This window comes from Shinella sp. WSC3-e (genome assembly GCF_945994535.1).
Taxonomy (GTDB): Bacteria; Pseudomonadota; Alphaproteobacteria; order Rhizobiales; family Rhizobiaceae; genus Shinella; species Shinella yambaruensis.
Genome location: NZ_OZ000530.1, coordinates 392,813 through 415,862, shown reverse-complemented (window position 1 = coordinate 415,862; position 23,050 = coordinate 392,813). Strand labels below are relative to the sequence as shown.

Here is a 23,050-nt window from a genome sequence, read left to right as displayed (position 1 = left end):
CAGCACTCCTGGTAGTCGCAGCGCTCGACGCACGGAGCGGCGTTTCTGCCGGCCGCTCATGGCGCGCCGTCCAATGCGGTTCGCGCCAGCCAGGCGGCGCCGCGCGCATAGAGCGCCTCGACCTGCGGGCCTTTCACGCCCGGCATGTCCTCCTTGACCTTGTAGCCGATGCCGGTCTGCATGTAGGCGAGATGGCGATAGCCCTGGGGGAAGCGCTCGAGCAACGCCTTGTCCAGCACCAGCGTCGCCGACGGATTGACCGGCGAGACTGTGTCCTTTTCATAGATCGGCTGGCGCAGAACGAGGCCCCAGGCACCGCGCCGCTTTTCCAGGAAGTCGTAGAACCGGCCGGTGCACACCACGTCGCAGACGATGTCGCCGATCCGGCCGCGCTGGGAGATCGTCATCTTCGTCTGGGCGATCGCTCGGTCGCCGGAAAGATCGATCGAGGTTCCGCCGAGGAAATGCAGGATGCTGACGCCCTTCTCCCAGCCTTCCTTGCTGACACGGATAAACTCGTCGGCGCTGCCCTGGAACCAGGTCGCCATCATCCGGCCGTCCGCGTGCCAGACTGAGCGGAAACGCTCCCAATGGCCCGCATCGCGCCAGACCACCCAGTTTTCCAAGAGGTCCCTTATCTCAAGGCGATCCCGGAGCGCCACCTCCAGCGCCGTGGATGACAGGGTGCTGCCGGCTCGCGCGGTCTCGGTCATCTTTGCTCCATTTGTTCTTCATAATGAACTTAGTTTTATATATGAACTATGCTAATTGGGCAAGCAGCAGGTTGCGGCCACCTAATGATGCGCGAGAATCTCTCCGAGAAAGGCTTTGGCGCGCGGATGCTGCGGCGACTGGAAAAACGTCTCCGGCGGTGCCTCTTCGATAACCATGCCGTCGGCCATGAACACCACGCGGTCGGCGACCTGCCGGGCAAAGCCCATTTCGTGGGTGACGCAGATCATCGTCATGCCGTCGCGGGCAAGGCTGATCATGGTGTCCAGCACCTCCTTGACCATTTCCGGATCGAGCGCGCTGGTCGGCTCGTCGAACAGCATGACCTTGGGCTCCATGCACAGCGCGCGGGCGATCGCGACGCGCTGCTGCTGGCCGCCGGAAAGCTGGGCGGGATATTTTTCGGCCTGTTCCAGGATGCGCACCCTTTCGAGAAGCTGCCGCGCCGTCTTTTCCGCTTCGCCCTGGGCGATTCCGCGCACGCGCCGGGGGGCGAGCGTGCAGTTCTCCAGCACCGTCATGTGCGGGAAGAGGTTGAAGCTCTGAAAGACCATGCCGACCTCGCGCCGCACGGCCTCGACCGCCTTGCCGTCATCGAGATTGATGCCGTCCACCAGCACGCGTCCCTTCTGGAAGGGTTCGAGGCCGTTGATGCAGCGGATGAGCGTCGACTTGCCGGATCCCGACGGGCCGCAGATGACGATCTTCTCGCCCTTGCCGACGGTGAGGCTCACATCCTTCAGGGCGTGGAACACGCCGAACCACTTGTTCAGGTCGCGCATCTCGATGAAGACGCCGTCCGTCGCGGCGAGATCCCTGTTCGTCGTCATGTATCCTCCCGGTTTCTCGCGCCGCATGCGGCTTCGCCGCAGCCAAAGCCCCGCGTAACGCAGGGCCGACCCCGGCGTTTCGCACCTTCCCGTCGCTTGAACGGCCCGCGGCGCCATGCTCTTCCACCCGAGCGGCAACGTAACAAAGTTCCGTTTTCTGTCAACATCAAATGATGTATCATTGATTAAGTCTTGATGCCTCATATGGCACTAAAATGATGGGCCATGAGAAAGAATGGCGCGCGCAACGGTGTGCGTCATGCACGTTTGCCTCGCCCTTCGAATGGGTGTGGCATCAAATCATCAGGTGGCGGCGCACCCTCATTTGAGGCGATCGCCCCGTCTTTGCAAGAACGGCGGCATGCGCTATGGAATGAGCAAAGGAAGAGGATTCATGGTCTCAACACGCCCAAGGATACAGGACATTGCCCGGGTTTCGGGCCTGAGCTCGGCGACCGTCGACCGCGTGCTGAACAGTCGGCCGGGCGTCAGCGCCAAGGCCGTCGATCTCGTGCGCGACGCCATTCAGAAGCTGGCCGAGAACGGCCCGGAAGAGCGCAGCGACCTCGGCGTCTACGACATCATCCTGCCCCGCAATGCCGGCCTTTCCACGGAATATCTCGCCGCCGCCTTCCGCTACCATGCGGACCTATGCAAGGTGCAGCATCGCGTGACCTTCGTCGAGCGCCTCAACCCGCAGAGCCTTTGCCGGGCGCTGCAGGCCTGCGCCGAACAGGGCACGAGCGGCGTCGCCTTCCAGGCGCTGGAGGACCCGACCGTTCGCGACACCGTCTCGCAGATGGCGAACCGGAACATTCCGCTGGTGACCGTTGTGTCGGACCTGTCGAGCATGGGTGTGAGCTATGTCGGCCTCGACAACCGCGCCGCCGGGCGCACGGCGGGTTATCTCATGGGGCTCCTGACCCGCGGCGCCGGGCCGATCGCCGTCCTCTGGGGCGGGCATCTCTACCGGGCGCATGACGAGCGCGAATTCGGCTTTCGCAGCGCACTCCGGACCGATTTCCCGAACCTCGAAATCCTCGACGTCACCTGTACGCAGGACGACACCGAGGAAGCCTATGAACGGCTTTCGGAGGTGCTGAAGCGGGACCCGAAGCTTGCCGGCGTCTATTGCGTCGGCGCCGGCATTATCGGGGCGATCAACGCCCTGAAGCGGCACGCCGGCGGCTCGTCGAGTTTCGTCATTGGCCACAATCTCACGGCCAACACCCGCGACTTCCTGCTCCAGCGCCGCATGGAGGTGGTCATCCACCAGGACATGACGGCGATCGCCGAAAAGGCCCTGCAATTCCTGGTCTCGGGCGCCGACAAGCCGCGCAGCCTGCGCGGCGAGGTCTCGATCTCCATCGTCACCCGCGAAAACATCTCGAACCACCTGAACCTGGACATGCTGCGCGACTACATGGTCAAGCATTGAGGCCGGCGCGTCCCGACGGCTGGCCCCTTGCCGAAGCCGGCGGCAGCGCCTACGAGGAAGCATGACCAGTGACAAGGCAGAGCTTCAGGAATCGGGCGCCGTCAAATCGGCGATGCGCGTGCTCGATCTTTTCGAATATCTCGGGCGCTGGGGCGACAAGACCCATACGGAAATCGCCCGGGAGCTGGACATCCCGAAAAGCAGCCTGACGCAGCTCCTGAAGACCCTCGTCCGGCGCGGCTACCTGATCTACCAGCCCGCCAGCAAAGGCTACGAGCTCGGCCCGGCGATCGCCGACCTCGCCAGGCGCGTCGGCGACAGCACCGACCTCGTTTCGGTGGCAGCGCCCGTTCTCTCGTGGATCACCGGCGAGACGCAGGAATCCTGCGCGCTCAACTTCATCAAGGGCGACCGCTCGGAGGTCGTCGCCGCCGTGACGAGCCCACGCCGCCTGCTCTACCACATGCAGTCCGGCGATTCCGCGCCGCTCTACGCCACGTCAGGCGGCAAGGCGCTCCTCGCCCATCTGCCCGAAGAGATGCGACGTGATTATCTCAGCCGCGTCGTGCTCGAGCCGATTACCCCCAACACGATCACCACCATCCCGGCGCTGGAGGCCGAACTGGCGGATGTCAGGGCGAAGGGTTATGCGCAGGTCGTGGAGGAGTTCACGATCGGCATCGCCGGCGTCGCCCGCCCCGTTCTCAGCGCGTCGGGCTTCCCCCTCGCCTCGCTCAACATCGCCATGCCCATCGCCCGCTTCGAGGACGCCGCGCGCGACCGCTGCCTCGCCGTGCTGGAGAAGGCGGTAGCGGACATCCGCCATCAATGTGGCTGGATCTGACAGGCGGCGTCAGACCGTCGTCAGGATGCCGCCGTTCATTTCGATCACCTGGCCGGTGTAGTAGCTCGCGCCCGGCCCGGCGAGGAAGACCACGGCAGCCTGGAGGTCCTTCGGATCGCCCCAGCGCTTCAGGGCGATGCGGCTGTCGATATATGACTTGAACTCCTTGTCCTCCACCAGTTTCCGCGACATCTCCGTGATGAAGAATCCAGGCGCGATCGCATTGCTGGTGATCCCCCAGGGGCCGAGTTCCATCGCCAATGCGTTCATCAGGGCCGTCAGCGCGCCTTTCGCCGCCGCATAGGGCGCCATGGGAACCCGCATCGATTTCAGCGAAAGGGAGCTGACGAAAATCAGGCGGCCGTCCTTCTTCGCCTGCATGCCGGGAATGACCGCGCGCGTGACGTTGGCGGAGCCGAAATAGTGGATCTCCATCAGCTTGCGGATTTCGTCGAGGTCGTAGTCGATGAAGTACTTGCGGTTCTGGACGCCTGCGCTGTTGATGAGAATGTCCACCGAACCCGTCCGCACCGTCACGTCCGCCAGCACGTCGTTAACCTCCTTCTCGTTAGTGACGTCGAACCGGGCCGTCGAGACCTGCAGCCCCCTGGCCGAAAGGTCGCGTGCGCTCTTTTCCAGAGCACTTTCGTTGATGTCGTTGATGATGATATGCGCGCCGGCCTCGGCGAGCGCCTGCGCCATCGCCCAGCCGAGCCCGCGGGCAGACCCCGTCACCAGGGCGACCTTACCTTCCAGAGAAAACCACTGCGCCAGATTCGACATCGCAACATCCACTTCCGAGGTTTTGGATTGTTCTATTTGAGAAACAAGTTTATATATAGGCACATATCTTTTGCAAGACGATTTCCTCCAACGGACGGACCGACCGAATGACGCCGCTCTATCTCGCCCATCAAAGCCTGATCGATCTCGAACCGCTCGCTTTCCTGGAGACCGCCGCCGCCGCGGGATTTTCCGGCGTCAGCCTGCGCGTGCGCGCCGCCGCCAAGGGTGCGCCAGTCTACGAAATCCGGCCGGGCTCCGAGGGAATGCGGGCGGTTCGCGGGCGGGCCGAAGCGCTCGGCATCGCCGTCGCCTATGTCGAGACGCTCGCCCTCGACGCCGGAATGACACGCGACGACTATGTTGCGACCCTGGAGACCGGCGCCGAACTCGGCGCGAAGCGCCTGACGGTGGCCGGGAACGACAGCGATTTCGCCGCGCTCTCGGAGGTCTTCGCCGCGCTCAGCGAAGACGCGGCCGCCTTCGGCGTCGTCGTCGATCTGGAGTTCATGCCGTTTCGCCCGGTGAAGAGCCTCGAAGACGCCATCGACATCCTCCGGCGCGCCGGTTCGGGCTGCATCCTGCCGGACGCCCTGCATCTCGTCCGCTCGGGCGGCACGCCGGCCTCGCTGCGCACGCTTGCGCCGGACGCTATCGGATCGTTCCAGCTCTGCGACGGGACGCTGAGCGCGCCCTGGCCGGACGACCTGCCATTTGAGGCGCGCAATGGAAGGCTGCTCCCCGGAGACGGTGAGTTCCCGCTCGTCGCGATGATCGAGGCCCTGCCGAAGGGCACGATGATCGGCGTCGAGGCGCCGCTCGCCGGAGACGTCCGCCCCGTCGATCCGCTCGGCCGGGCACGGCGGATGTTCCAGGCGGCGCGCGGCGTGCTGGAAGCCGCCAGCAGGCCCTGACACAGGATCGGGCGCGGCGCTCATCGCCGCCGCGCCAGGGTCAGGAGCCCGGCCGCCGTGATCAGCCCGGCGCCGGCGACGGTGATAGACGACAGCACCTCTCCGAAGGCGACAAAGCCGCAGATCGCCGCGACAACGAGTTGCGCATAGGTGAAGGGCGCGACACGCGAGGCCGGCGCTCGGGCGAAGGCGGCGAGGAACAGCACTTGGCCGACGGCCTGCGCCAAGCCCGTGGCCGCCACCAGCAGCCAGCCCTGCGCATCCAGCGGCCGCCAATAGACAGGCAAGAGGACGGTGCAGACGACAAGCCCGGTGATCGCCATGTGCACGATGGCCGCGCTCAGCGGGATGCGCGTCGACAGGTGCCGCGTGATGACATGATTGAAGGACAGGCCGACACCGCCGAGCAGCGGCAACAGCATCACCCAGTCGAACGCGTCCGTACCAGGCTGCGTGACGAGAAGCACGCCGACAAAGCCGATCACGACAGCGAGCCATCGATAGAGATCGACCGGCTCTCCGAGGAAGATCCGCGCCAGCGCGACGCTGATGACCGGCGAGATGTAGATGATCGCCGTGACCTGACCCAGGGGAAGATACATGAAGGCGATGATGACGGTCATGCCGCTGACGAGCGGCAGCAGCGAACGGACCGCCAGCAGGCGGGCATTCGGGCCGAGGAACGTTTCCGGCAGGCGCCGCGACCAGAAATAGGGCACGACGAAGACGACGAAGAACAGGGCCCGCCCCCAGAGCGCCATTACCGGGCCGGACCGTTCCGCAACGACCTTCGAGAAGGCGTCACCGACGGCGAAGAAGCTGACCGCGGCGAGAATCATGGCGCTCGCCCGGATCAGGCTTTGAGGAACGGCTGCAGGCTGTGCGATTGTCATGGTCTTGCCCGGCGGACGGCTGCGAGGGAGACGGTGGAACGAGCAGGCGGCGGCCTACCCTGACACGCCCGCGGCGGTCTCCCGCTTTTCCTGCTCGACGCGATGAATGGCGGCCGTCACCGTGGTGTTAAGCGGGGTCGGGACACCGTATTGCGCGCCGAAGGCCGAGATCGCCCCGTTCATGAAGTCGACCTCCGTCTTCCGGCCGGCGGCAAGGTCGATGCACATGGAGGACTTGTGCTCGTAATTGTGGACGTCGGTGCCCTGGCGCACATAGTCGTGCGGATCGTCGCCGCCCGGCAGCCGTACGCCCTTGGCCTTCGCCACGGCGATCGCCTCGGCGCAGCAGGCGATCATCGCCTGGCGGATTCCGGGAATGTCGCCGGCCGCGCGGTTCGGCAGGTTGAGGATCGTCGCGAAGGGGTTGGTGCCGACATTGAGCAATGCTTTCTGCCATTTCACGGCCATGACGTCGTCCTCGACCCGGCATTCGAAATCCGCCGCCCGCAACGCTTCCGCCAGGTGCCGGGCTGGCCCCTGCCCCTCGGGCGTGAGCCCGCCGACGGCGATGCCGGCATGCGGGTTGGAATGTTTCACATGCGCCGGGCCGATGACGTTGCCGCCGAAATAGAGCGTTCCTCCGAGCGTGCGTTCCGGCCCGATCACCTCGGCGATCACCTCCTCGTTGCCCAGCCCGTTCTGGAAAGAGATGACGGCCCCGCCCTTAGCCAGATGCTCCCGGGCGATCATCGCGGCCGCGCGCGTCGAATGCGACTTCACCAGCGTCACGACGATGTCGAACCGCATGTCGGGCGCCGGCCGGTCGTGGATGGGAAGCGTGACGGTGAACGGACCGTCGTCCATCTCGATGGTCAGCCCGTTCGTGCGGATGGCGTCGGCGTGCTCGCGCCAGGTGTCGAACAACGTCACGTCGATGCCGGCCTTCGCCAGCCGCGCGCCGACGATGCTGCCCATCGCGCCCGCGCCAATGATCCCGATTTTCATGTCTGTCCTTTCCACATCCTAGAAAACGCCGTGAAACGCCGGTTAGCGGCCAACGCGGCGGCGATAGTGATTGATCGTGCGCCGCACGCCGGCTTCGAGCGGCGTTCGGGGAAGCCCCGGAAGGACCGTCTCGATCCGGTCGGGGGTGAGTTCGAAATAGGTCGAGATGGGCGGTCCCTCGGCGCGGATCTGCGCATCCGGAACATGTCGCCCGATCTCGCGGATGAAATCCTCCACGCTGGCCGTCTCGCCGATGAGGCTGAAGGCGGAAGCGCCCTTCGGCCGCGTCGCCACGGCCGTCTCGATCGCCGCCGCGACGTCGTCGACGAAGAGCATGTCGGATGCGCCCGTCAGCCCGATCACGTAGGGACGCCGCTCCGCCGCCGCCCGGCAGGCAAGCGTGAAGCCGGCGGAAAGGCCCGTGTCCCGGCCGGGGCCGTAGACCGTGAAGGGCCGCAGCCCGATGCTGGAAAGCCCCTCTTCCCGGAAGAAGGCGCGGGCATTTCCCTCGTTGGCCAGTTTGTAGGTGCCGTAGTGGGTCACGGGAAATGGCGTGTGGCCGTTGTCGGGGCCGAACACCGCCGCGCTGCTGGCGTAGACGACGAAGCCGGCTTCCGTCGAAAGGGCGGCCCTGAAGACGTTCAGCGTGCCGATGACGTTGACCATGGCACCGGCGACCGGGTCGGCCATGCAGGCCGGCGTCTGAAGACCGGCGAGATGGACGATCGCCGCGCATCCCCTGGCGGCCTTTTCGACCGCCGCGGCGTCCGTGATGTCGCCGCGCGTCCATTCCACTGCGTCGGCGGCGGCCACGTCGACCTCGTCGGGGATGCGCCGGTCCGAGCGGATGTCGAAGGCGCGCACGGCGACGTCGGCCGCGATGAAACGACGGATCGCCCATGCCCCGATGAACCCTCCGGCTCCTGTGATCAAGACGCGCATTGAGGCAGCACTCCCTCCGCCGCGCCGCATATGCGACATGTCGCGGGCGTTACGTTCGGGTTGGAGCCGCCGGACCGGCCCCGCATTCCGCGGGCGTCCTCCGGCGGCTTCCTTCTTCCATGCGGCTCGGATCAGAACGGAATGCCGTCGAGCTTGGCCGGGAATTCCGGCAGGTCCTCCTGTAGCCAGCGCTGGCTGACCTCGTTCAGTCGGCCGTCCTTGATGATCCCGTCGATGAAATCATTGGTCCAGGCGAGGAATTCCGGATCGCCCTTGCGTAGGCCCATGCCGGTCCATTGGGTGGTGAGCACGAACTTCTGTTCATAGTCGTTGTCCGGCTTCACCTTGTTGATGTTGGCAATATAGGTGTTGTTCCCACCTATCACCGTGACCTGTCCGGAGAGCAGTGCCTGCGCGGTCGCCGCATCGTCGTCGAAGCGCTGCATCGTTGTGTCGGACGGTACGTTCTCCGTCAGGATCTTGTCCTGGTTGCAGCCGCGGCAGACGCCGACATTCATGCCCGCAAGATCGGGAAAGTCCTTGATCTCCATGGATTTCGGCGCGATCACGATGTTGCGCAGTGTCGAATAGGGCTTAGAGAACTGCACGACCTCCGCGCGGTCGGGATACATGCCGAGAACGGCGATCAACACATCGACGCGCCCGGTCTGAAGCTGCGCGATCCGGTTCGGCGTCGTGACGCGCACGAACTCGACCGGCACCTTGAGCGCCTCGCCCATCAGCCGCGCGACGTCGGCGTCATAGCCGGCGTTCTCGCCCTTCTCGTCAATGAAGCCCCATGGCGGGTTTTCCGCCTGGATGCCGACGATCAGCTTTCCCCGGGCTGCGATGTCCTCAAGCGTGCCGGCCGAGGCTTCGGTCGGCGAAAGGCCCGGCATGAGGCAGGCAAGCGCGATGGCCGCTATGCCCAGTTTCACGAGGGGACGCTGCAGGTACTTCAAGAGATTGCAAAACATTTTCACTCCTCCACTTGGTTATTTTTGACGTTCGAATAGGTTTATTTCCTTCATGAACGCATCACCGGTCTGCGAGCGCATATTTGCTTTCCAGATGCTTGCTGTAACGGGACAGGGGCCAGCACAGGGCAAAGTAGATCGCCCCGACGACCGTGTAGACCAGCAGCGGCTGCCAGGTGGCGTTCGAGATGATCTGCCCGGCGCGGGCGAGTTCCGTAAAGCCGATGATTGCCGCCAGCGACGTACCCTTGATGAGCTGCACGAAGAAGCCGACCGTCGCAGGAAGCGAAATGCGGAATGCCTGGGGCAGGATGACGTAGCGCATGCGCGTCCAGTAGGAGAGCGCCAGCGCGGTCGCCGCCTCCGTCTGGCCCTTCGGCACGGCCTCGATGCAGCCGCGCCAGATTTCGCCGAGAAAGGCGCTCGCATGCAGCGTGAAGGCGATGGCGGCAGCCGTCCAGGGGCTGAGCTCGAAGCCGAGCAGGCCGAGGCCGAAATAAACGAGAAAGAGCTGCATCAGGAGCGGGGTGCCCTGGAATAGCTCGATGACGCCCTTGGCGAAGTATCGGCGGAGCGGCCCGTTCGCCACCCGCGCCAGCGCGATGGCGAGGCCGCCCGGCACCCCCCCGGCGAAGGCCACCAGCGAGAGGCCGATCGTCCACCACAGGCCGGTCAGCAGGAAAAGGAATTCATTGAAACCAAAGTCACGAACAGTAAGCATTGTCCCTACCTCGTCGGATAAGAAAACAAATAGCCGTACAGAAAGTCGAATATTCGCGATAAGAGAAATGTCAGGATGAGATAGACGATCGTGACGACGAAATAGATTTCGAAACTTCTGAAGGTCATCGTCTCCAATGACTGCGCGACATAGGTCAGCTCATTCGCCGAAATGGAGGCGACGACGCTCGACGTGAGCATGATGAGGATGAACTGGCTCGTGAGGGCCGGATAGATCGCCCGCATCGCCGGCTTGAAGATCACATAGCGGAATACCTGTAACGGACGCAGGCCAATAGCGAGCCCCGCCTCGATCTGGCCCTTGCTGATCGATTCAACACCACCCCGGATGATTTCCGTCGCATATGCCCCGACATTGATGGAGAGCGCGATCACCGCCGCCGTATTGGGCGACATGCGGATGCCGAGCGTCGGCAGACCGAAATACAGCAGGAATATCTGCACGAGGAAGGGTGTGTTGCGGACGATTTCGACATAGGCGAGCGAGATCGCCGAAACTCCCCAGAAGCGTGAGCGCCGCGCCAGAACCATCGCGAGCGCGATGAGGAGGCCGAGCACCATCGCCGTGATGGAGAGGCGGATGGTGAGCCAGGTCCCTTCCAGGAGGATCGGGTAGTTGCGGAGGACGACGCCGAAATCGAACTGATAGGTCACGGCCCGGCCTCCGCGATCGGGTTCTTCGCAAGCGGCGCCCAGCCGCCTTCCTTTCGAGACCGGGCGCAGGCCTCGACCCAGGCGAGGCCGTCGACGCCGTCCTGAATGCCGGGATAATGCAGGCTGACCGCCGGCGGCGCGACACCGGCGATCTCGGCGGCGAGCACATCAGCAAAATCGCTGTAAATGCTCGAAAAGGCCTCGCGGAATCCCTCGGGATGATGCGGGGGCGAATGGATGGAGTGGCTGGCGAGCGGCAGGAGACCCTCCGTGGCGCGCCCATAAACCTCCAGCGGCTTGCCCTGCCGGGTGTGGCGCAGCACATTGGGCAGGCCCTGCTCCCATTGCAGGCCGCCCTTCTCGCCATAGACCTCGATCCCGAAGACCTGCGGCGCGCCGGTCGCGGCCTTGGTGAGGGAGAGCGAGACGCGGAGGTCCCCGGCGAGCCGGCCGAGGATGACGGCGGTATCGTCGAACCGGCGGCCCTTGAGCGCAGGCCCCATATCGGCGAACACCGTCTCGAACGGTCGGCCGGTGACATAGGTCGCCAGGTGATGCGCATGGGTGCCGATGTCGAGCAGAAGGTTCTCCGCCCCGCCGCGAGCCGGATCCAGCCGCCATTGCAACTGCACGGGAAGGTCGGGCTGGTGCTCGACCAGACTGCTGAGATTGCCCTGAGCGTATCTGACCTCGACGAGATGCGGCGCGCCGATCACGCCAGCGGCGATCATCGCCCGCGCCTGGCGCACCATCGGATAACCGGTGTAGTTGTAGGTCACCATGAAGCGGCGGCCGCTCTCGCGCACCTTCTGCGCCAGCGCCAGCGCGTCGTCCAGCGTGTTGGCCACCGGCTTGTCGCAGATGACGTGAAAGCCGGCGTCCAGCGCGGCGATCGCCGATGAGACATGGCTGTCGTTCGGCGTCATGATCGCGACGACGTCGATCGGGTCCTGCCGCTCGCGCTCGGCATTCAGCATATCCGAAAGACTGGCATAGGGTCTGGCGATCCCGAGCTTGCGGCCCAGTTCCACGGCCTTCTCGCCGTTGCTGGAGAGCACGCCCGCGATGATCTCGTAGCGGTCGTCGAGGCGCATCGCGATGCGGTGCGTCGCCCCGATGAGCGAACCTTCGCCTCCCCCGACGAGCCCTACCCGCAGCCGTCGGCCGATCATTTCCACCGTCGCATTCAGCATCAACTGGTCCTCCCTCGTGATGCAGCTCTGCCTGCCAAGCGTCACCCCGCTCTGGCGAAAACCTCCACGGGCGTGCGCGTCTGCAATGAATTCAGGGCGGCTTCGGCAAGCGCCTGCGCCGCCAGTCCGTCATGGTGCGTGGCGATGTCCGCTTCGTCGCCCTCGGCGAAGTCGACGAAGCGGTCGAGTTCGCGCTCGTACGCCTCGCGGTAACGCTCGGCGAAGGTCGCCTTGGGCCGGGCCGAAAGCCAACCGTCCGCCGTACCGCAAGCGACAGTGTCGGCGGAAACGTTCCCCACGACATAGGTCGCCTTCGTCCCGAACACCTCCACCCGCTGGTCGTAGCCGAAGGCGGCGAAGCGCCCGTTGCAGATGCACACCAGCGCGCCGGAGGCCGCGGTAAGCGTCACCATGGCCGAATCGATATCGCCAAGCGCCCCGATCCGCTCGTCGATCATGCAGCCGCCGACGGCGTAGACGCTGGCGATCGGCTCGCCGAGAAGGAACCGGGCCACGTCGAAATCATGGATTGTCTGATCCCGGAACAGGCCGCCGGACTGCCGGATATAGTCGGGCGGCGGCGGCGCCCAGGAGCGCGAGGCGATGCACAGCTGGAAGATCCTGCCGGCCTCTCCCGACTGCACCCTCCTGCGGACCTCCGCAAAACCCGGATCGTAGCGCCGGTGAAATCCCATCATGCAGCGCGCGTCCGCGGCGTCCAGCCTTTGCGCGCAGGCCTCCGCCTCGGCGAAATCGAGGCTGACGGGCTTTTCGCAGAGGATCGGCTTTCCCAGCGGCGCGAGCGCATTGAGGAGCGCGGCGTGGGTGTTCGTACTGCTCGCGACGATGAAAGCGTCGGTCTGGCCGGCGGCCATCGCAGTGTCGGCCGCCACAGGCTGTCCGCCATAACGATCGGCGAGCCGCGCCGCCGCATCCGCATCGGGATCGACGACGAAGGCGAGCCTGCACCGCAGGTTCGCCGCGATGTTGCGCGCGTGAACCTCGCCGATCCGTCCCGCGCCGAAAAGGGCGATACGCATCATGACGCGACCTCCTCGCCGAGGCCGCCGCAAAGATGGGCACATGCTGTTCTCATCGAGCCTCCTCCCCGAAACCCGGTCGCCGTCCGTGGCCCCCTCCTGCGGAGCCCCGGACAGTATTTGCATCCTGCGACAGCTTTTCAGCGTAGCGCGCCATCAGCCGAAAATCGTCTTGAACCGCCCGATGGCCGCGTGAAAACCATCCTCGAACGTACCGCCGTCCGGGCGGTAGACGCTTTCGTAGGAGATCACGCCGTCATAGCCGTCCGCCTTCAGCGCCTTGGCCATCGGCCAGAACTGGTCGGCCAGAAGGCCTTCGCCGATATTACGCACTTCGAGCGTGGCCTTGGGCGTATCCACAAAAATATCCTTGATATGGATATGGCCGAGATACTTGCCGCGGATGAGCTCGTAGCCGTCCGGATAGGCGCGCTCATGCGCCCAGCAATTGTTGGCCGGATCCCACAGCACCTTGAGATAATCGCTGTTGATCTCGTCGAGCAGTTTTCGCGCCGTCCAGCAGGAGTTGATCATCGTGCCGTTGCCGGTCTCGACGACCAGCATCATACGTTCCTCCTCCGCCAGGCGCACGGCCGGCTCGATCAGCGGGCACAGGGCATCCCAGGCGCCTTTGGCGACGTTCCAATGGTCGGCGCCGTTGCGCCCGAACAGGATCGTCTCCTTGCGGCCGCTGAAGATGCGCACCAGTGGCGAGCCAAGCTCCTTCGCCGTTGCGATGCAGCGCTTCAGCGCGTCGAGATTCTGCTGATAGACCGGATCGCTGGTCTTGGTCGCCATGGTCACGTTGCCGGAAAAGATGTGCCGCGAGATGCACGACACCTTGAGGCCGTTCCGCTCCACCAGTTCCTTCAGCCGCCGGATTTCGCCGGCGTCGAGATCGCCGATCTCCTTGTCCCAGACATATTGGAATTCCGCATAGTCGAGCCCCGCCTCCGCCGCGATCCGCAACGCATATTCGGGATCCCGGCTGATGCCGTCGGTGATAACGCCCAGTTTGGCCATGGTGATGTTTGCTCCGGTGTCTTTCGTCTGTTGGCTAGCGGGTGACCGTCGCGCCGACGATCTCCTCGAGGATCTTCGTCACGGCCCAGTTGTCTTCGCCGGGAAAGCGCGTGATGCCCGACTGGAAGAGCTGCATGGCGGCGGCCGTGGTGAACATCGGCACGCCGAACTCCCGGGCATGATCCATGGTGATCGTCAGGTCCTTGTACATCGTGCCGATATGGCTGCCCGTGCCGACAAAAGCCCGGTCGAGGATCTTGCCGTAGGCGTTGCGGGTGATGTTGTTGCCCGCCCCCGAAGCGCTGAATACGTCGTAGAGGACCTGGCCGGAAATGCCGGATTTCGCGCCGAGCACCGCGGCCTCGAAGGTCGCCGTGAAGATCGAACCGATCAGCGCCTGCAGGCATGCCTTGACCGTCTGCCCATCGCCCGCGTTCGCGCCGACCCGGAAGATCTTTTCGCCCACCGCTTCCAGAATGGGCTGATGCACGTCCAGCACCTCCGGCGCGCCCGCGGCCATCATCGTCAACGTGCCGGCCTGCGCGCCCGGATAGCCGCCGCTGACCGGTGCATCGATGAGGTGGATGTCGTGTTTCTTGAGACCGTCGGCGATCTCCCGCGCCTCGGACGGCTTGATGGTCGCGGTGAGGATTACGGTCGATCCCGGTTTGAAACCGCTGACGAGGCCATCCGCGCCGAACACCACGTCCTTCGCCTGCTGACCGTTGAGGACCATTACGAAGACGGCGTCCGATGTCTTCGCCACCGTCGCGGGACTGGCCGCAGGCCTGCCGCCCATCTCCGACAGTGCTGCCAGCCGATCTTCCCTAAGGTCGAACCCTGCGGTTTCAAAGCCGGCTTTGACAAGGTTGCGCGCGAGACCACTTCCCATGTCGCCAAGACCGATCACGCCGACTTTCTTCATCCCGACCTCCTCCCGTCGCATGATGGCATCTTCTGATGCGATCTATCGACATCACTACATATGATGCTACCTCAAGTCAACATCATATGATGTTTCTGTTTTAAATCGATCAACATCATATGATGTTCTGTGCTTTCCGTGCTCCTTGACTTGCCGCGCAACCGCTCCATCCACCACGTCGGCTACTAGGCGAGCACCCGCAAGGCCAATGAACATCCCAAAGAGGCAATCGGACCATTCTGATGTTTCTCTGATGCGGTAGTGATGGGCAAACCCATCATTCTCACGACAGCGGAACGAAGAGGTGATTATGCGTTCTGAAGACATTTCCGGCACTGTTTCGTTGAACCGATGCGCTCTTAAAGGCGCGCGATGTGAAAGCCAGCTGCACCCCTGGTCACGGTCCATTCTTCCTCGCCCTCGGCCGCCGCCAAGGCTTCTTCCACACCCTTGCGGCTCAGCAAGCCCGCGTCCTCCAGCGTCTCAATGTCGGGCAGGCCGCCCAGCGTCTGCAGGGAGAAGGCCAAAAGGAAGATGCTTCGTCGGGACATAGGTGTATGTAGGAGCGCCAGGCGTCGGGCTGCGCGGGCCGGAGACGAGAACGTTGGCGTTGCAAAGGCTAGCGATCATGTCGCGGCTGACCTCCTTGCCGAAATTCTTCGACGTGTCGCTGCGGGTGGTCGGCTGGAAGTACGCGACGGTCATCAGCACCGTGGCCCCGAAGTCGGACAGCCCGTCGCCGGGCGGCGCATCGGATCCTGCGACGCTCTGATGGTACAGGCATAGACCGGTCGGCTTTGGTGCTGCCAGCCACCGACAAAAAGACGTTTTCGTAGGGCCGCTCGAAGAGCCGCGTCACACTCCCGGCGGGAGGCGATGCCGTGCGCCGAAGCCGGCATGGCATCCTCCTCGAGCAATTTTTCAATGGCCGCTCCTGCCCCTTCGTCCATGGCGAGGCAGACGGCCCGCGTAACGAGGGTCGCCCGCGGCACAGAGCCGTGGCGTTCCGCCATCAGGAACCGCACGGGACGGTGCCATTTCAGCATCACGGCGATCAGCAGGTCAGTGAGCGCCCACAGTAAGGACGGATAGGGATATCGCCTTCTCAGGCAGTACTCCACAAGTTAACGGGGCAATTCGTATTGGATGTCCTCGATGAGCGCTACCAGTTCAGAGTCCTCGATCTTCAGAACTCCTGCTGTGGACGATGACAAAGCATGCTTTCCGAGGATCGACCGCCTTTCCATCCCTCGGCTATGCGAGTATTTGCGCCCCAAGCAGCCTCTTGACATCCTCGTCACTGAGACCATGACGCGTTGCAAGTTCATGCGTGTGCTCTCCGAGAGTCGGCGGCTGCATGCGTATGCCAAAGGCCAGCTCATCGACGAACATCGGCAATCTAGGAAGCTTCGCAGTGCCGCCGCGCACCAGGCTAGTCTCCACCAGCCAGTTGTTGGCGTTCAGGTGCGGATCTTCGAAGAGGTCGCCGGGCGTGGCAACCGGTGCGGCGGGAATGGCATTGGCGACCAGAATGTCCATGAAGGCCTGCCGGCTGTATCCGGCGGCGATCCCCGCGATGATGGCCTGCAACGCCCCGTGCTCGGTAAGGCGCTTTTCATTTGTCGTATAACGGGGATCGGTGAGAAGCGCCTCCTGGCCGAACGCCTTGCAGAATGCCGCCCAATGCCGGTCGCTTGTTATGCCGACAAAGACGATTTCATCGTCTCCAGTGCGAAACGTCTCGTAGATGGCCCACGATCGGCCGCGCACGGGCATGGGCTTGGCCGGTATGCCGGTCGCCGCCTCGCCCGCCATATGCTGGCCCACCAGGAACGCGGCGGTTTCGAACAGGGCGCTTCCGACCTTCGCGCCGAGACCGGTCCTGTCGCGTTGCCTGAGGGCGGTGAGAATGGCCATTGCGCCGAAGACGCCACCGAGGATATCGACGATCGAAGCGCCCGCACGCATGGGTTTTCCGGGCTCGCCGGTCATATAGGCCAAGCCGGCCATATACTGGACAACCTCGTCGAGAGCGGGGCGGGTCTCGTAGGGGCCGGGCAGGAAGCCCTTGAGCGTGCAGTAGATCAGGCGGGGATTCAGTTTCGAGACCTCCTCATAGCCCAGTCCGATGCGCTCGGCCGTGCCCGGAGCATAGTTCTCGACAAGGACATCGGCATCGCGGATCATCGCGTGCGCGAAAGCACGCCCCTCTTCCGACTTGAGATCGATGCCGATGGATTTCTTGTTCCTGTTGAAATAGGCGAAGGTGCCCGCGACGAACCCTTTCAGGTTTCGCGTCCGGTCTCCCAGGGGCGCAGGCTCGACCTTGATGACTTCGGCCCCGAGGTCAGCCAGGACCAGTCCGCAGGACGGCCCCATGATCGTATGACAAAACTCCAGAACCCTGATGCCCGAGAGTGGCAAATCCACCGTCGCCGCATCGGCGTCTGCCGGGGACTGAGATTGGTCCGACATTTTCATTTCCTTCTGTCTGCGCAGTATGTCTTGCGTCATGGTCTCTTCGTTGGTCCGGGCGGCCGCACCCGCCTAGCTAGCGGCCTCGGGGGCATCAAAGATCCAGAGGTGTTCCGGCTGTATTTCCAGCCAGTGATCCTCGCCGGAAATCTGCCGTTCGCCGTAGACACGCAGCAGCGAGGGTCCGAACCGGAAGAAATGCTCCCACCGGCTGCCGCCGAACATGGAATGAGCGAGGGGAAGCGGGAACCGGTTGGGGCCGCTACCGGCGCCGGCGACCTGAATGCGTTCGGCGCGGACGACCGCCACGACGGCACTTCCGACACGGTAATTTCCGCGCGTCTCGCCGACCAGCTCGATATCGGAGGCCTCGCAGCGAATACGGGTGCGCCCGCCTTCCAGGATTTCGACGACCGTACCGAGGATCCGGTTGTTCGTGCCGAAGAACTCCGCGGAAAAGATGTTGGCGGGATTGTTGTATATGCCGACCGGCGTATCCTCCTGCACCACGTTCCCGTCGGACAGCAGGATGATCCGGTCGGCGAGCGCCATGGCCTCCGCCTGGTCGTGGGTCACCATGACCGCCGACAGCTGCAGATCGACGATCAGGCTGCGCAGCCACGCCTTGGCTTCGTCCCTGAGCTTGGCGTCGAGGTTGGACAGCGGCTCGTCGAGGAGGAGAACCGGCGGCTTGTAAACGAGCGCGCGCGCGATCGCGACCCGCTGCTGCTGGCCGCCGGAAAGCTGGTGCGGGAAACGTTCGGCAAGGCCGGAAAGGCCGAGTTCCTTGAGCGCGTCATGAGTGCGCGTCGCTATCTCCAGCTTGTCCACCCCGCGCAGCTTCAGACCGTAGGCGACATTGTCGAACACACTGCGATGCGGCCAGAGGGCATAAGACTGGAAAACCAGGCCGAGGTCGCGTTTCTCCGCGGGAACATCGAGCCGGCGATCGCCCTGGAACAGGACTTTCTCGTCGATCCGGATGGAGCCGAGCTGCGGGGCTTCAAGGCCGGCGATCGCCCGCAGCAGCGTAGTCTTGCCGCTTCCCGAAGGACCGAGCAGGACCACGACCTCCCCGCGCCCCACCTCAAGCGAGACGCCCTTCAATATCTTGAATGCGCCGAAGCTGACGTGAAGATCTCTGATAACCAGATTACCCATGCAAGCGAACTCCAAAACGGAATGCAGTAATCACGCCGATGCCGATCAGGACGAGATTGATGACGGCGAGCGCCGCCACCTGGTTCATCGAGCCCGTCTCCGAAAGCGTGACAAGAAGTGCGCCGATCACCTCGGTGCCGGATGTGAGCAGATAGACGCCGGTCGAGTATTCCCGTTCGAACATCAGGAACACGAGAAGCCAGCTCGTCAGCAGCCCCACACGGATGAGGGGCAGGGTCACGTCGAACATCGCCCGCCGGCGGGTCGCGCCGATGCTGACCGCCGCCTCCTCCAACTCCTTGCCGACCTGGACCAGCGAACTCGAAACCAGACGCGCACCATAGGGAAGCCAGACCACCGTATAGGCCAGCCAGATGCTGAAAAGCGTCGCGCGAAGCGGTGCCAGGGGGCTGATGAACAGGAACACCCACAGGAAGGCAAGGCCAGCGAGAAGCCCCGGAATGGCGCGCGGAACCAGGATCAGATAATCCATTAGATGGGTCCACTCGTCATTGCGCCGGTGCGCGGCAAAGGCGATCGCTGCATAACAAGCGACGGCAAGGCCGCCGCCGACCACGCCAATGAGCACGCTGTTGCGAATGCCGCGAACCAGCACGGGCTCGCTGAAGACGAAGCGGAACTGGTCCAGCGTCAGCACGTCGAAGAGATTGACGTTCGGCCCCCAATACGTGACGAAGGCGCGCAGCGTGATGCCGGAGATCGGCACGATGACGGTCACGGCAAGCCAGGCGAGCGCCAGCATCAGGGCGGGATAACGCCAGGCGCCAAGCGTGAGCGGCCTCTGGCGCGCCGCCTTGCCCCGCACCGTCACGAACTTGTCCGCCACCTTAAGATAATGTCGCTGCAGCATCACCAGCGGGAAGGTCAGGAGGACGATCAGCACGGCGACCGTCGCCATGAGGTGATAGGCGGGGACGCCGAGGCGGGTGGTCAGCTTATAGAGATAGACCGCGAGCATGCTGAAATTGTTCGAGTTGCCCAGAACGAGGGCGAGGCCGAACATCTCCACGCCGGCAAAGAAGACCAGCACTGCGCTGAACATCAGGGCCGGTGCCACGAGAGGCAGGTTGACGTCGAGGGCGACCCGCAACGGGCCGGCGCCGGTGGTCCGCGCGGCCTCCTCGACATCCGAGCCCACGCCCTTGAGGGCGGTCGAGACATACAGGAAGACGTAGGGAACATGGCTCAGCCCGCCGATCACGGCAATGGCGACCGGCGAATAGATGTTCCAAGGCGCGACGCCGAAGAGCTGCTTCGACCAGACGGTGTAAAAGCCCACCGGGCCGGCCGCGACGACGTAGCCGAGCGCGAGAACCACGGGGGACACGAGAATAGGCACGAGGATGAGCGGCTCCAGAACGCCGCGTCCCGGTATGTCGGTGCGAGCGACGAGGAGCGCCAGCAAGGCGCCCAGCGGCAGGGCCACGACCAGCATGCCCGTCGCCACGAGCAGCGAGTTCCGCAAGGCAACCCAGAACTCCGGATCCCTCAGGACGAAGCCGAAGGCGTCGAGCGTGAAATGCGAATCCGCATGGAAGAACGGGCCGGACAGAACACTCTGGTAGAAGAGAATTCCAAGGGGCAGACAGACAGCGCCTGCCGTCACCAGGATGACCACCGCCCGCGATGGGTTCATTACCATGAAAAATTTCCCTGTTTATGCTGCGCCGAAGACCTTTTGTCCTGCGCGCGTCTTGAAAGCGGCATTCCGAACGCCAGCGGTCGGCACATCGCCGAGGTCCCGTTCCGGCGATACCGGGACGGGACTGGTTCCATCCGCATGAATGTGAGGTCTCATGCGGCGCGCCGGATCCTCACTGGCCCGCGCTCAGCGAGCTCTTCCAGGTGTTGAGGAATTCGAGCCGCTTGTCCTGGTCGAGAAATTCCAGCAATCCCGGACCCATGACCGGCGGCTTCAGCCGGTCGCCATAGGCCTTGGTCAGGTCTTCCCGGGTCATCGGTCCGGTCACGTCGTCGCGGAGCGAGTGGAATCCCATCCCGTCGATGATCTGCTGACCGCGCTGCGAGAGCATGTAGTCGAGGAAGAGCTTTCCGGCATTGGGATTCTGCGCCTTGGCGGTGACGAAGGCCATTCGGGACGCGATGACGAGATAATCCTGCGGGAAGACGATGCCGAGGCTCGGATTGTCGCGGCCGTAGGATGACGCATGGCTCGGCTGATTGTAGCCGAACACGTTCTCGCCCGAAGCGATGCTCTCGATCATTTCGCCGGTGCTGGAATAGAACCGGGAGGACGCCGCGCCGAGCGCCCTTGCGAGCGTCCAGAATTCGGGAAAGATCTTGCTGTCCTGCGTGATGGCGAAAAAGCCGAGACCGGCCGTCTCGATATTGTAGGAGGCGATGCGCCCGCTGAACGTATCGAGGTTCTCGGTGATCAGCCGGGCGATGTCGGCATGCGTCTGCGGCACCTGCTCAGGCTTCAGCGCATCCTTGTTGTAGGCGAAGATCATCGGTTCGAATGTCGTCCCGTATGCGCCCTTGCCCTGCCAGACGGCCCAGTCGGGAAGATGCGCGCTTTCGGGAGACGCATAATCCAGCGAGTGGCCGTCCGTGACGAGCTTGGCCTGGAGATCCAGCGCCGAGCTCCAGAGCACGTCCGCCGATTGCGCCCCGCCGGCGGCCTCGCTGATGAAGCGATTGTAAATGACCACGGTGTTGAGGTCGTTGAGCTCCACCGTAATACCCGGATACTCCGCCTGGAAGCCCTCGATGAGCGGACGCAGCGTCGTCGTGCTCAGCGGCGCGTAGAGGACGACCTTACCCTCGGCGGTCGCCGCATCGACGATGGCCTGATAGTCTGGCGGATAATAGTCGGGAAATGCCGAAAACGCGGAGGCCGGCATGAGAGCCAGACCCGTCGCGATCATTGCCGAATACCACTTCATATATTCCTCCCAGAAAATGTTCTATGTGCCGGACCGAGCGACCTGCCTGTGCTTTGAACGGCGTCCCTCCGCATACGTCCGTCTTCTGCGCGCATCGTGCCTTCAGTTCGCAGAAGACACAAACACAGACGGGCAGTCCGGCACGGTCGCTTCGCCACCGGATGACCGTATGGGATGAGCAAATAGGCAGCAAATGCGATAATCGCGGCGCGGTCATAGCTAGGCGTTATGACCTCTCGCAGGATAGCGCCGCCCGCCGCAGGATCGGGGGAGCGGAGCCGGGACAGGCGCGGCCATACCCTGGCGTTATGACCGCGCCATAAATATTTAATTTGAAGCACAATCACGCGTCTTGTTAGGTCCCATCACCTCACGATCCGCTTGCAGGCCCCAGCGGCCGGGCTCGTGACAAGGAGGAGGAGAGACTGACATGAGCGTGATAGCGGCGATCGAAGCCTGTACCGTCAATCTGCCGCTTGCCAAGCCGGTCCAGTTGTCGACACGCCGCATCGAGAAGCGCTGGTATACTCTCGTGCGGGTGCGGTGCACGGATGGCAGCATCGGCATCGGCATCTGCCATGGCGGCACGCGCTATGGAGGGCTGGCCACGACGGCGGTCAGGGAACTGTTCAGCCCCCTCCTCGCCGGCGAGGATCCGCACCGCACGGAAGGCCTGTGGCAGGCCATGTACCAGGACTCCCTTCTCAACGGGCGGACCGGCGCGGTGATGCGGGCGCTGAGCGCGGTGGACATCGCCCTTTGGGACCGGAACGCGAGGAAAAGCGGCCTCCCGCTCTGGCGTTATCTCGGCGCAGTGTCGAAGGGCACGATCCCGACCTATGCGAGCGGCGGCTATTATGCGGAAGGCAAGACCCCCCAGGATCTTGGCGACGAGGTCGCAGGCTATGTGGCGGCGGGGTTCAAGGCCGTGAAGATCAAGATCGGCGCGGCCGCCCCCTCGGTCGACCTCGCGCGGGTCGCCGCGGCCCGCGCCGCCCTCGGCGACGACGGGCTACTGCTGCTCGACGCCAACAATGCATGGAACAACCTCGCATCGGCGCTCGAGGCGTTGAGGCCCATGCTCGACTATCGTCCGTTTCTCATCGAGGAGCCGTTCGGTCCGGACGACAACGACAATCACGCCCGGCTGGCTGCGGCCTTGCCCGTATCTATCGCGACCGGAGAGTTGGTCGCCGGACGCTGGGGGCACCGGGAACTGATGGAGCGCGCGCGCATCACCGTTCTCCAGCCCGACGTGGCGGTTTGCGGCGGCGTCACCGAATTCCGCAGGATCGCCGCGACGGCGGCAAGTTCGGGCGTCGCGATCGCCCCGCATTCGCTTCAGGACATTCACGCGCATCTTGTCGCCTCCACACAAAACGCCCTGTTCCTCGAATATTTCCCGGACGATTCCATCGTGCCGGTCGGAAAGCTTTTCGACAGGCGCCTGCATCTGCACGGCGGAAACGTCGACCTGCCACAGCAGCCGGGTCTCGGCTTCGATTTCGACGAGGATGCCGTGTCGCACTTCCAGGTTGACCCCTGGTCATAGC

23 protein-coding genes are annotated in these 23,050 nt (G+C 64.0%); 5 read left to right on the top strand and 18 right to left on the bottom strand.

Annotated elements, in window-relative coordinates:
• Positions 1-56: 56 nt before the first annotated feature.
• Together AABF56_RS02060 and AABF56_RS02055 are read right to left on the bottom strand one after the other, a co-directional pair.
• Positions 57-713, bottom strand: coding sequence for a nuclear transport factor 2 family protein (locus tag AABF56_RS02060; RefSeq protein ID WP_272804736.1), 657 nt, complete (start codon positions 711-713; stop codon positions 57-59).
• An 81-nt stretch (positions 714-794) separates the two neighbouring features.
• A complete protein-coding gene (locus tag AABF56_RS02055; protein WP_244768099.1) occupies positions 795-1,514 on the bottom strand; it encodes an amino acid ABC transporter ATP-binding protein in 720 nt (239 codons plus the stop codon).
• Between the two features lie 442 nt (positions 1,515-1,956).
• Between AABF56_RS02055 and AABF56_RS02050 the strand changes: the two genes are divergently transcribed.
• Positions 1,957-3,000: a LacI family DNA-binding transcriptional regulator gene (locus AABF56_RS02050; protein WP_244767680.1), complete on the top strand. Its 1,044-nt coding sequence runs from the start codon at positions 1,957-1,959 to the stop codon at positions 2,998-3,000.
• 61 nt (positions 3,001-3,061) lie between these two features.
• On the top strand, positions 3,062-3,844 hold the full coding sequence (locus AABF56_RS02045; protein ID WP_244767681.1) for an IclR family transcriptional regulator: 783 nt from the start codon (positions 3,062-3,064) through the stop codon (positions 3,842-3,844).
• A 9-nt stretch (positions 3,845-3,853) separates the two neighbouring features.
• On the opposite strand, the gene AABF56_RS02040 is transcribed toward AABF56_RS02045, so the two are convergent.
• Positions 3,854-4,627, bottom strand: a complete 774-nt coding sequence (locus tag AABF56_RS02040; RefSeq protein ID WP_244767682.1) for an SDR family NAD(P)-dependent oxidoreductase — start codon at positions 4,625-4,627, stop codon at positions 3,854-3,856.
• Positions 4,628-4,734: 107 nt separating this feature from the next.
• Between AABF56_RS02040 and AABF56_RS02035 the strand changes: the two genes are divergently transcribed.
• Positions 4,735-5,541, top strand: coding sequence for a sugar phosphate isomerase/epimerase family protein (locus AABF56_RS02035; RefSeq protein ID WP_272804735.1), 807 nt, complete (start codon positions 4,735-4,737; stop codon positions 5,539-5,541).
• A 20-nt stretch (positions 5,542-5,561) separates the two neighbouring features.
• Here the strand turns inward: AABF56_RS02035 and AABF56_RS02030 are convergent, their stop codons facing one another.
• The 11 genes from AABF56_RS02030 to AABF56_RS37730 form a co-directional block, all read right to left on the bottom strand.
• On the bottom strand, positions 5,562-6,380 hold the full coding sequence (locus tag AABF56_RS02030) for a DMT family transporter (protein ID WP_272804734.1): 819 nt from the start codon (positions 6,378-6,380) through the stop codon (positions 5,562-5,564).
• A gap of 108 nt (positions 6,381-6,488) precedes the next feature.
• Positions 6,489-7,439, bottom strand: a complete 951-nt coding sequence (locus AABF56_RS02025; RefSeq protein WP_272804733.1) for a ketopantoate reductase family protein — start codon at positions 7,437-7,439, stop codon at positions 6,489-6,491.
• Positions 7,440-7,481: 42 nt separating this feature from the next.
• Positions 7,482-8,381, bottom strand: coding sequence for an NAD-dependent epimerase/dehydratase family protein (locus tag AABF56_RS02020; protein ID WP_272804732.1), 900 nt, complete (start codon positions 8,379-8,381; stop codon positions 7,482-7,484).
• Between the two features lie 131 nt (positions 8,382-8,512).
• Positions 8,513-9,358, bottom strand: coding sequence for a transporter substrate-binding domain-containing protein (locus AABF56_RS02015; RefSeq protein WP_272804731.1), 846 nt, complete (start codon positions 9,356-9,358; stop codon positions 8,513-8,515).
• A 61-nt stretch (positions 9,359-9,419) separates the two neighbouring features.
• Positions 9,420-10,079, bottom strand: a complete 660-nt coding sequence (locus AABF56_RS02010; protein ID WP_272804730.1) for an amino acid ABC transporter permease — start codon at positions 10,077-10,079, stop codon at positions 9,420-9,422.
• A gap of 5 nt (positions 10,080-10,084) precedes the next feature.
• Entirely contained in the window at positions 10,085-10,753 is a 669-nt protein-coding gene (locus AABF56_RS02005) for an amino acid ABC transporter permease (protein ID WP_244767689.1), read from the bottom strand.
• Positions 10,750-11,946 (bottom strand): Gfo/Idh/MocA family protein, encoded by a 1,197-nt coding sequence (locus tag AABF56_RS02000; protein ID WP_244767690.1) that lies wholly within the window; start codon positions 11,944-11,946, stop codon positions 10,750-10,752. The genes AABF56_RS02005 and AABF56_RS02000 overlap by 4 nt, the downstream gene beginning before the upstream one ends.
• Positions 11,947-11,987: 41 nt before the next feature.
• On the bottom strand, positions 11,988-12,989 hold the full coding sequence (locus tag AABF56_RS01995; protein ID WP_272804729.1) for a Gfo/Idh/MocA family protein: 1,002 nt from the start codon (positions 12,987-12,989) through the stop codon (positions 11,988-11,990).
• Positions 12,990-13,142: 153 nt separating this feature from the next.
• Positions 13,143-14,009, bottom strand: a complete 867-nt coding sequence (locus AABF56_RS01990) for a sugar phosphate isomerase/epimerase family protein (protein ID WP_272804728.1) — start codon at positions 14,007-14,009, stop codon at positions 13,143-13,145.
• Positions 14,010-14,043: 34 nt separating this feature from the next.
• A complete protein-coding gene (locus tag AABF56_RS01985; RefSeq protein WP_263194237.1) occupies positions 14,044-14,955 on the bottom strand; it encodes an NAD(P)-dependent oxidoreductase in 912 nt (303 codons plus the stop codon).
• Between the two features lie 338 nt (positions 14,956-15,293).
• A complete protein-coding gene (locus AABF56_RS37730) occupies positions 15,294-15,461 on the bottom strand; it encodes a hypothetical protein (RefSeq protein WP_443021089.1) in 168 nt (55 codons plus the stop codon).
• 101 nt (positions 15,462-15,562) lie between these two features.
• On the opposite strand from AABF56_RS37730, the gene AABF56_RS37725 reads away from it, so the two are divergent.
• Positions 15,563-15,706 carry a hypothetical protein gene (locus tag AABF56_RS37725; RefSeq protein ID WP_443021088.1) on the top strand — a complete coding sequence of 48 codons (144 nt, stop codon included), beginning with the start codon at positions 15,563-15,565 and terminating at the stop codon, positions 15,704-15,706.
• 482 nt (positions 15,707-16,188) lie between these two features.
• Here the strand turns inward: AABF56_RS37725 and AABF56_RS01975 are convergent, their stop codons facing one another.
• The 4 genes from AABF56_RS01975 to AABF56_RS01960 all read right to left on the bottom strand — a co-directional run bounded on the left by AABF56_RS01975 (position 16,189) and on the right by AABF56_RS01960 (position 21,497).
• Positions 16,189-17,448 carry a CaiB/BaiF CoA transferase family protein gene (locus AABF56_RS01975; protein ID WP_272804727.1) on the bottom strand — a complete coding sequence of 420 codons (1,260 nt, stop codon included), beginning with the start codon at positions 17,446-17,448 and terminating at the stop codon, positions 16,189-16,191.
• Between the two features lie 33 nt (positions 17,449-17,481).
• Positions 17,482-18,570 carry an ABC transporter ATP-binding protein gene (locus AABF56_RS01970; RefSeq protein ID WP_272804726.1) on the bottom strand — a complete coding sequence of 363 codons (1,089 nt, stop codon included), beginning with the start codon at positions 18,568-18,570 and terminating at the stop codon, positions 17,482-17,484.
• Positions 18,563-20,233, bottom strand: a complete 1,671-nt coding sequence (locus tag AABF56_RS01965; RefSeq protein WP_244767696.1) for an ABC transporter permease — start codon at positions 20,231-20,233, stop codon at positions 18,563-18,565. The genes AABF56_RS01970 and AABF56_RS01965 overlap by 8 nt, the downstream gene beginning before the upstream one ends.
• 172 nt (positions 20,234-20,405) lie before the next feature.
• The gene (locus AABF56_RS01960) at positions 20,406-21,497 is read right to left on the bottom strand and encodes an ABC transporter substrate-binding protein (protein ID WP_272804725.1); all 1,092 of its coding nucleotides are present in this window, start codon (positions 21,495-21,497) and stop codon (positions 20,406-20,408) included.
• Positions 21,498-21,927: 430 nt separating this feature from the next.
• Between AABF56_RS01960 and AABF56_RS01955 the strand changes: the two genes are divergently transcribed.
• Positions 21,928-23,049: a mandelate racemase/muconate lactonizing enzyme family protein gene (locus AABF56_RS01955; RefSeq protein ID WP_272804724.1), complete on the top strand. Its 1,122-nt coding sequence runs from the start codon at positions 21,928-21,930 to the stop codon at positions 23,047-23,049.
• The last annotated feature ends 1 nt before the right edge of the window (position 23,050 follow it).